The organism is Streptomyces sp. 8K308, assembly GCF_004348315.1.
Taxonomy (GTDB): Bacteria; Actinomycetota; Actinomycetes; order Streptomycetales; family Streptomycetaceae; genus Streptomyces.
Genome location: NZ_SMKC01000344.1, coordinates 1 through 7,377 on the forward strand (window position 1 = coordinate 1; position 7,377 = coordinate 7,377).

Annotated in this window: 10 protein-coding genes and 3 pseudogenes; 10 read left to right on the forward strand and 3 right to left on the reverse strand. The window is 70.0% G+C overall.

Annotated features, from left to right (window positions below):
- Positions 1-120, forward strand: a pseudogene (locus tag E1265_RS39865) (IS982 family transposase); the annotation flags it as partial.
- A gap of 120 nt (positions 121-240) precedes the next feature.
- On the opposite strand, the gene E1265_RS30555 reads toward E1265_RS39865, so the two are convergent.
- Positions 241-507 carry a hypothetical protein gene (locus E1265_RS30555; protein ID WP_132934222.1) on the reverse strand — a complete coding sequence of 89 codons (267 nt, stop codon included), beginning with the start codon at positions 505-507 and terminating at the stop codon, positions 241-243.
- 37 nt (positions 508-544) lie between these two features.
- Entirely contained in the window at positions 545-715 is a 171-nt protein-coding gene (locus E1265_RS37435; RefSeq protein ID WP_165953933.1) for a hypothetical protein, read from the reverse strand.
- Between the two features lie 343 nt (positions 716-1,058).
- Here E1265_RS37435 and E1265_RS30560 point away from each other — a divergent pair, with 343 nt between their 5' ends.
- The 6 genes and pseudogenes from E1265_RS30560 to E1265_RS39870 all read left to right on the forward strand — a co-directional run.
- Positions 1,059-1,304 (forward strand): hypothetical protein, encoded by a 246-nt coding sequence (locus E1265_RS30560; RefSeq protein WP_132934223.1) that lies wholly within the window; start codon positions 1,059-1,061, stop codon positions 1,302-1,304.
- Between the two features lie 3 nt (positions 1,305-1,307).
- Positions 1,308-1,682, forward strand: a complete 375-nt coding sequence (locus E1265_RS30565) for a toxin Doc (RefSeq protein WP_132934224.1) — start codon at positions 1,308-1,310, stop codon at positions 1,680-1,682.
- 108 nt (positions 1,683-1,790) lie between these two features.
- Positions 1,791-2,090, forward strand: coding sequence for a hypothetical protein (locus tag E1265_RS30570; RefSeq protein WP_132934225.1), 300 nt, complete (start codon positions 1,791-1,793; stop codon positions 2,088-2,090).
- Positions 2,083-2,370 carry a hypothetical protein gene (locus E1265_RS30575; RefSeq protein WP_243741227.1) on the forward strand — a complete coding sequence of 96 codons (288 nt, stop codon included), beginning with the start codon at positions 2,083-2,085 and terminating at the stop codon, positions 2,368-2,370. Before E1265_RS30570 ends, E1265_RS30575 begins: the two co-directional genes overlap by 8 nt.
- 184 nt (positions 2,371-2,554) lie before the next feature.
- Positions 2,555-3,298: a hypothetical protein gene (locus E1265_RS30580; protein ID WP_132934226.1), complete on the forward strand. Its 744-nt coding sequence runs from the start codon at positions 2,555-2,557 to the stop codon at positions 3,296-3,298.
- A gap of 120 nt (positions 3,299-3,418) precedes the next feature.
- Positions 3,419-3,577, forward strand: a pseudogene (locus E1265_RS39870) (helix-turn-helix domain-containing protein); the annotation flags it as partial.
- A 71-nt stretch (positions 3,578-3,648) separates the two neighbouring features.
- Here the strand turns inward: E1265_RS39870 and E1265_RS39875 are convergent.
- Entirely contained in the window at positions 3,649-3,879 is a 231-nt protein-coding gene (locus E1265_RS39875) for a hypothetical protein (protein WP_243741229.1), read from the reverse strand.
- Between the two features lie 665 nt (positions 3,880-4,544).
- On the opposite strand from E1265_RS39875, the gene E1265_RS39885 reads away from it, so the two are divergent.
- The 3 genes and pseudogenes from E1265_RS39885 to E1265_RS30600 all read left to right on the forward strand — a co-directional run bounded on the left by E1265_RS39885 (position 4,545) and on the right by E1265_RS30600 (position 7,308).
- The gene (locus E1265_RS39885) at positions 4,545-6,386 is read left to right on the forward strand and encodes an IS1380 family transposase (RefSeq protein ID WP_279571478.1); all 1,842 of its coding nucleotides are present in this window, start codon (positions 4,545-4,547) and stop codon (positions 6,384-6,386) included.
- A 156-nt stretch (positions 6,387-6,542) separates the two neighbouring features.
- A pseudogene (locus E1265_RS39890) lies at positions 6,543-6,776 on the forward strand (protein kinase family protein); the annotation flags it as partial.
- 37 nt (positions 6,777-6,813) lie between these two features.
- Positions 6,814-7,308 (forward strand): transposase, encoded by a 495-nt coding sequence (locus E1265_RS30600; RefSeq protein ID WP_243741228.1) that lies wholly within the window; start codon positions 6,814-6,816, stop codon positions 7,306-7,308.
- The last annotated feature ends 69 nt before the right edge of the window (positions 7,309-7,377 follow it).

A 7,377-nucleotide genomic window follows, 5' to 3' on the forward strand; every position in this document is an offset into this window, starting at 1 on the left:
AGCCCGGCAGGAGTGGCCGTTCGGATCCTGACGCGTGTCCTCGCACTCACCGCGGCGATCTGGCACAACGACAAGACCGGTCAGCCGGTGAAGCGATCACTGATCGCCTATGACTACTGACCGCAACAACACCCCTTGGACTCATTCATCTAGCTCTGCGGCAGGCCGGCAGCGGCGACTTCTGCGCCAGCTCCCTGCTGAGCCATCTGCTTGGGGGCCGGCGGTGTCTCCGCCCACATCTCACCTCGGCGCGGGGGACTGGTTGAGGTAGTAGCTGATCTCGTACGGGAGCTGCTCAGCGAGGAAGAACAGCCGGTCCAACGCCGTTTCGTGTATCGGATCCCGGTCTCCGAGATGCTTGAGCTCGCTCACCTTGTGAACGCCGGCCACCGCTTCCGGGATGCTGAGCTGTTCGGAGATGTCCGTGACGAGCCTCTCGAGGACACGGAGGATCGCGTCGTGCTCCTCCTGCGCGCTAGCTTGCTCCTGGGCATCGCGGGCTGCCAAGAGCTGGTGGCACGGAATGCTCAACGCCGTGTGCAGCTCATCGACCGTTGGCTCCTGGGTACAGCGTCGAGGCGCATGCAGTCACCCAGCGCCACGTGGTCAGGGAGACCGCTTTCTCGTAGCGTCCGCTGACGCGATACAGATCGAAGAGCGCCTGCTCGTGGTACTTGAACGTCATGCCGACGCCGTAGCTTTCCGCGGTGCCCATGAGTGCGTGAATGCGGTGGTCGAGTGCGCGTGCTGACTCGAGCTCGTGCCGTGCGTCGGAGCTCGCGCGCCCCATGGCTTGGAGGGCCTCGATCTCCTGCGCGGTGATCCTGTCTCCCGCGACGAACTGCGGAAACGCTTACACCCGTGTGCACCCCTTCCCTGTCTGCCAGGCACGCTACCCGGCTGCTTTGTCGCCCCGCAGGGCCTTCCTCGAGGTGTGGCCCGCTGGAACCTGCACGGCTCGTCCGTGGTCTTCAGGCGCCGGCAAGTCGGTACCTGGTCTCAGCTAGCCTGAGCTGGTCATATTGGCGCTTTGGTACCAGCACGCTACGGTGTGGGGTATGCCAGCTCTCAACGTGGAATTCAGCGAAGGCGAGCTCGAGACGCTCCGCGCTATCGCCCGTGAACGTGGGACCAGCCTCAAGGCCCTGGTCCGCGAGGCGGCGGCCGCCGATATCGAGCGGCACCGCGCCCTGAAGGAGGGAGCCGCGGTGTTCCGCTCGTTCTTCGAGCAGCATGCCAACGAGTTCGCCGCGGCGTTCCCCGATGACGAGCCCTCCGACGGTGCTGGGACGCGGGCCGCCTGACCGATGCCTGTGATCTACATCGACGTGCCCTGGCTCCTGCAGCGGCACGAAGAGGTCCTGCCCAAGCAGCCGACCGTCTCGGACTTCTCCGCCCTCGTGGCGGCCGTGGCCCGCCACCGCGTCGACCCGCCCCGCCTCGGAACCAATTCCGACGCGGCCTGGCGCGCCGCCGCCCTGCTGCACACCCTCGCGCTGCTCAAGCCGCTGCCGGCCAGCAACATACGATTCGCCTGCTCGATGGCCGTGGCCTACATGCACATCTCCGGCGAGGGCATCGACCCTCCCTACGGCGCGCTGGTCGACCTCGCACGGGACATCCTGGAGAACCGGGCGGACATTTTCGACGCCGCCGACCGGATCCGCAGCTGGCGCATCTGACCAGGCTGCTGCCGGATGGAAGCCGCGCGCCGTCGCCGGCCTCGCAGGCGCGGATGAGGCTGTCGCCTTCATCGACAGCGACGTGATGGGAACGGGAGAATGAGGCGTATGAGCGTTCAGCCGATCCAATACCACCAGCCTGAGGACGGTGAGCGGGTGCCGCGCACCGTCGACGGGATCGCCGGCGCGCTGTCCGGCCCTCGGCGGATGGAGTTCTACCGCGAGCTGGGTACCGCTCCGCTGGAGCGGGCCGAGGCGGTGCTGCGGCGGTGGTGGTGCGAGGCGATGCTCGACACCGCCCCGGACGGCGACCGCCTCACCGCGGCCGCGCTGGACGGCACGCTGCCGAAGACCACGATCCAGGACGTCATCGCCCGGCGGCAGGCCCAGGGGCTGCCTGTTGAGTGAGTACGAAGACGACGGCGAGGGATGGCCCTGCTATCTCGCTCCGGAAGTCGAGCGGTTCCTGACCGACCCGGCCACCGACCCTCGGCTGTTCTCCGCCGTCGTCGCCGCGACCGTCGCGATCAACGAGCACCGAGGTGAGGTGCCCGGCAACACCGCCTCGGTGAAATGGCCGCAGCAGCGACGCATCCCGCTCGGCGCCGACGGGTCGCTCGGCGTCGCCGAGTACGTCATCGTCGCCGAACCGCCTCACTGCGTCCTCACCCGCGTCCAGCCGTACTGACGGCGGTTATCGGTCGGCGAGTCGGAAGATCAGCAGGCACGACGGCCCAATGGGTCAGCCGGGCGACTGTCGGCTGCGTGATTGACAGCCGCGCCACCACCATCACGCCGGCGGTAGTCCGGTGAGAGACAAGCTGTCCAGTTTGGCCGCCTGCAAGATGGTCAGTCGGCGGACGTAGCCAGCGGTGACGACGGCTGTCGGCACGACCAACACGTACTGGACAGACCACCTGGCCCTATGGGCCAAGCACCGCGCTGACCGCGACAGCGCGCTGCCGTTGGAGCGGTGCGTGGTCAAGCTTTCCGCTCCCGAGTTCGCCGGCGACCAACTCCTGGGCATCCAGGAGATGGCCGACCTCGCCGGCATCGCCGCCTCCACCCTGCGCGCCTACATCTCCCGCGGGGAAGGCGACGTCCCGCTGCCGCAGGCCACCATCTCCGGCCGCAGCGCCTGGTCCCGCCCAGTCGCCCAGGACTGGGGCACCGCGCGCAGCCGCTCCACCGACAGCGTGGTCGCCACCCTGGCCACCGGCGAGACCAACAACGCCCCCGGTGTGAAGGACCTGTGGGACCGGTACACCGAGATCTTCCGCTCCGAACTGTTCAGCGACCCCGCCACCCGCAAACGCTGGGCCATCCGCTGGCGTGGTGAGGAAGAGGTCCACAAGGTCGCTCACCGACTCGCCTGGACCGTCGCAGCCGACCTTGACCACATCATCCCCACCAGCGCACTACCACCACCGTGGAGCACGCGGTCCTCGACGACCTCGCCCTGCAACACGACCCCAAAGCTAAGGAGCAGTTCTACGGGCTCACGCCCGACATCACCAAGATGCTGGACTGGCTCATCCCCACCACCCCGACTACGGCCACTACGCCATCAGCGGCATCGTGCGCGGTGCCGAAGGACGCCTGGGCATCCCGCGTGACCGGGTAGCGCACTGCTTGCGGACATCCTTGGCCCTGGACGGGGAGCTCACCAAGGAACTGCGCGACGACTACCTGGACCGCGCTCTGCCCCCGGCTACGCCCGGCACGAAGGAGTAGGGATGGACGATCTGTTCGGCGCCGTCGACGCGCTCCTCGATCAGGCCCGCCCGCTCCCAGAGCCGGCGGAGCGGCTGCGGCTGCGGGAGGCCGCCGGCCTCTCCCGACCCGACGTCGCTGGCGCGCTCGGCGTCAGCACGTCGACGGTGACCGGCTGGGAGACCGGGCGGTCCGAGCCCACGAAGCAGCGCCGCGCCGCCTACGCCCGCCTCCTCGAAGGCCTCGCGCAGCGCTACCCGGCGCCCGATGCGCCGCAGGTCAGCGGGCCGGAATCCGGCGGCCGCGCGAGCTCGCCGCAGGCCTCCGGCACCGCCTCCGAGTCGCCCACCGAGGCTGCCGAGTCGGCGGCCGCGGCGCCGGCCCCGGCCGGGCCGGCGAGCACGACCAGGAGCAGGACATCGCCGACATCGCGCCGGCCGGCCGCGCCGCGCACCGCGAAGTCGGCGTCGCCGGCCAGCCCCACCGATGCGCGGGTTCCCGGCCGGGCCGCTCGCGGTCCTGGACGGCGCCGGCACCGCGCACCTGACGGACGGCTGGACCCTGGACTGCCCGGCCGCCACCGTGGCGCAGCTGGTGGAGTGGGCGCTGTCCGCCGGGCTCGGGCAGGAGCGTTTGCACCGTGCCGGTCGGGACGCCGACCCGCTGGTCGTCCTCACCGCGGCCGCCGCCGAACGCCTCGGGCTGCCGGGCGAGCTGGCGGACCGGCGCTGCCTGCGCCTGCCTGATGACCACCAGGCGGTGCGCGACGTGACGGCGGCCGGCTGGCAGCTCACGAAGCGTGGGTTCGGCTCCTGGGCGCGCGTCTACCGCCCTGTGGAGGCCGGCGGACAGCGGCAGTGCGTGCAGCTCGCCGTGCTGCCCTGGGGCGCCCTGGACGCCCGTTCCTGGCCCGGCATGGATCAGTTGCCGGCCGCCGACATCGCCCGTGTGCTGGGCACCTACGCGACCCGCGTCCTCACCCCACGCGGCTCCACCGCCGTCTCGGGCCTGGAGTTGATGACCGCGCTGCGCCCGCCGACCCGCGCGGTCCGCGACGCGAACGGTGCCTGGACGTCCGGCACCGTCCCGGACAAATGGGAGCGCGTCCAGTCGAGCCTGGAGGCCCTGCCTGACACCGATCTGCCGATGATGGCCGAGCGCGTCCTGCTCCAGGAGCGGATTGACGCGACGATCCGCAACGCTATCCAGGACGTTCTGTGGGCCCGGCAGGGCACCGTGGAGATACTCAAGAAGGCTCGGCGTGAGGTCGCCCGCGCTCTCGACATCGTGGACCTGGTGCACGGCGCCGGCCGGTTCCGAGACCTCCTCGATCGGCTGTGGGTGCTGCACGACGACCCATTCGAGTTCGGCCGCATACTCGGGGCTCCCACAGGTCTGGGGCGAGAGATCGATCAGCACGTGTTCCGGAATCCCGGCGACTGGAGCACCGAGGCACTGTTCGAAAACCTCGGTGCGTTTGAGGCGGGCGACGCGCGCTTCGCCAGGTTCCTCGAGGGCCTGGTCTCACCGGACGTCGTCCCCGACGAGCCGGCGCAGCGGCGCTTCGTGGACACCATCAACACACACCTGCGGGCAGTCGCTGTCGAGCTGCGGGAGACCGGCGAGGACGGCGGCTACCCGATCTTCCAGGTGGTCGCCAGCGGCCTGGCGCGCACGCGCCGGCCGAAGAACCTGGTCTTCGCCTCGCTGGCGAAGCCGGACATCCAACTGCGACCGCGCGGCACCGGTCACGCCCCCGGCCGGATCGCAGTGGACCTGGCGGTAATGCTGGCCGACGGCGGGGAGGCGATCGCCGACCTGGCCCTGCTGCGGGACCAGGCCGAGGTGTTCGGCCCGGTCGCGTCCAACCCCACCGCGTGGCGAATGCTGGCGGGCATCGATCCGGCCGCACTCGGCGCTCTGCGCGCGGCCCGTGCCACCGCCCGCGCGGTCGCCTGGCTGCAAGCCGAGGAGAAGCGGGAGGAAATACCGGCCTCCCGTGCAGGCGGACGCGAACTGCCGGGTCTGGTCCTGGACATCGACGCCACCCTGGTCACCTGCCACTCCGAGAAGGAGCACGCGGCGCCGACCTACAAACACGGCTTCGGCTACCACCCGCTGCTGTGCTTCCTCGACAACACCGGTGAGGCCCTGGCCGGCCTGCTGCGGCCCGGCAACGCCGCGGCCAACACCGCCGAGGACCACATCACCGTGCTCGACGCCGCGCTCGCCCAGCTCCCCGACGCCCACCGCCACGGCACCAACATCCTCATCCGTGCGGACAGCGCCGGATCCGCCAAAGCGTTCCTGGCCCACATCCGCGCCCTGCGCTCGCGCGGGATCCACACCTCCTTCTCCGTGGGATGGTCCATCACCGAACCGGTCCGCCGAGCGATACGCCAGCTGCCCGACCAGGTCTGGCACCCTGCCCTCGAACAAGACGGCACCCTGCGGCAAGGCGCCCAGGTCGCCGAGCTCACCGGCCTGGTTGACCTACCGGTCCTGCCCGAGAACACCCGGATCATCGTCCGCCGCGAGCGCCCGCATCCCGGCGCCCAGCTGTCCCTGTTCGACCTCGACGAAGGCATGCGCCACCAGGTCTTCCTCACCGACACCCCCTACGGCGAAGGCTCATTGCAGCACCTGGAAGTCCGCCACCGCGCGCACGCCCGCGTCGAGGACAGGATCCGCTGCGGCAAAACCACCGGCTTCGGCCGCTTCCCCTCCCGACACTTCCACGTCAACCAAGCGTGGCTGGAGCTGTCCCTGACCGCCCTCGACCTGCTCGCCTGGACTCGCCTCCTGCTGTTGGAGGGCGAACTCGCAGCCGCCGAGCCGAAGAAGCTCCGCTACCGGCTGCTGCACGCGGCTGCCCGCATCACCCGCGGCGGACGCCGCATACACCTGCGGATCGCCGCGACCTGGCCCTGGCGAAACGAGCTGACCAGCGCATTCGCCCGCCTAGCGGCACTGCCACGGCCAGCCACCTGAACCTCGCCACCGTCCCTACACACCCACGACCCGAGGAACCCTGGAGAAACCGACCCGCGCGTCGGGCCTCGACCATGCCCACACGGCAGCCAAAGATCAGAAACCCCATTTCACAGCCATCACTCCAGCTCAGCCACCCGAAGCGAAACGGGGAGGTTAGAGGTCGACGGAATCCCGGTCTTCGTCAAGCAGCTACGCCTGACCGATCTGGAGCGACGGCCGGAGAACGTTCACTCCACGGCGAATCTGTTTGGAGTGCCCTCCTTCTGCCAGTACGGCATCGGCACCGTCTGCGGCCCGCAGTTCGGCGCCTGGCGGGAGCTGGCCGTGCACACCATGACCACGAACTGGGTGATCGCGGGAGACTACGAGGGCTTCCCCCTGACCTACCCACCTGACCGAGACCTGCGCTCCCGACGGCCCCAACGTGATCACGGACGTGGCCACCACCGCGGCCACCACCCACGACAGCCAGGTGCTGCCTGGCATCCACACCCGCCTGTCCCGCCGAGGGCTGCTGCCCGCCGAGCACTTGGTCGACGCCGGCTACACCTCCCTGCCCCACCTGGAACAGGCCGCCCGCGAACACCAGGTCACCGTCTCCGGACCGCTGAAGAGCAACCCCACCCTCCAGCACCGCCGAAACGAGGGCTTCGCCCGGGACGACTTCCACATCGACTACGACAAGCAGCAGGTCACTTGCCCCCAGGGACAGGTCAGCGCGGGCTGGCACGGCCCCTACCCGACATCCTCGCCCACCGCGGCACCTCTGATCGTGGCCCGGTTCACCAAGAGCCAGTGCCGCCCCTGCCCGGCCCGCACCCAGTGCACCAGCGCCGCCGACAACGCACGCACCGTGGGCTTCCCCGTTATGTTCTTCGTGGTCCTGCAAGAGGGCCGCTGGCCTCCGGGCCCGGCATGACTGTGTCCCCCTGTCGCAAGGATGACCTGGGGGGTGGTGTCACCGGGCCCGGCAGGTGCCGTCGGAGAC

What these genes read in the sequence shown, in the direction of transcription:
- E1265_RS37435 (WP_165953933.1), bottom strand. Translation starts at nt 715, where the DNA reads ATGGGCACCGCGGAAAGCTACGGCGTCGGCATGACGTTCAAGTACCAC.
- E1265_RS30560 (WP_132934223.1), top strand. Translation starts at nt 1,059, where the DNA reads ATGCCAGCTCTCAACGTGGAATTCAGCGAAGGCGAGCTCGAGACGCTC.
- E1265_RS30565 (WP_132934224.1), top strand. Translation starts at nt 1,308, where the DNA reads ATGCCTGTGATCTACATCGACGTGCCCTGGCTCCTGCAGCGGCACGAA.
- E1265_RS30570 (WP_132934225.1), top strand. Translation starts at nt 1,791, where the DNA reads ATGAGCGTTCAGCCGATCCAATACCACCAGCCTGAGGACGGTGAGCGG.
- E1265_RS39885 (WP_279571478.1), top strand. Translation starts at nt 4,545, where the DNA reads ATGGCCGAGCGCGTCCTGCTCCAGGAGCGGATTGACGCGACGATCCGC.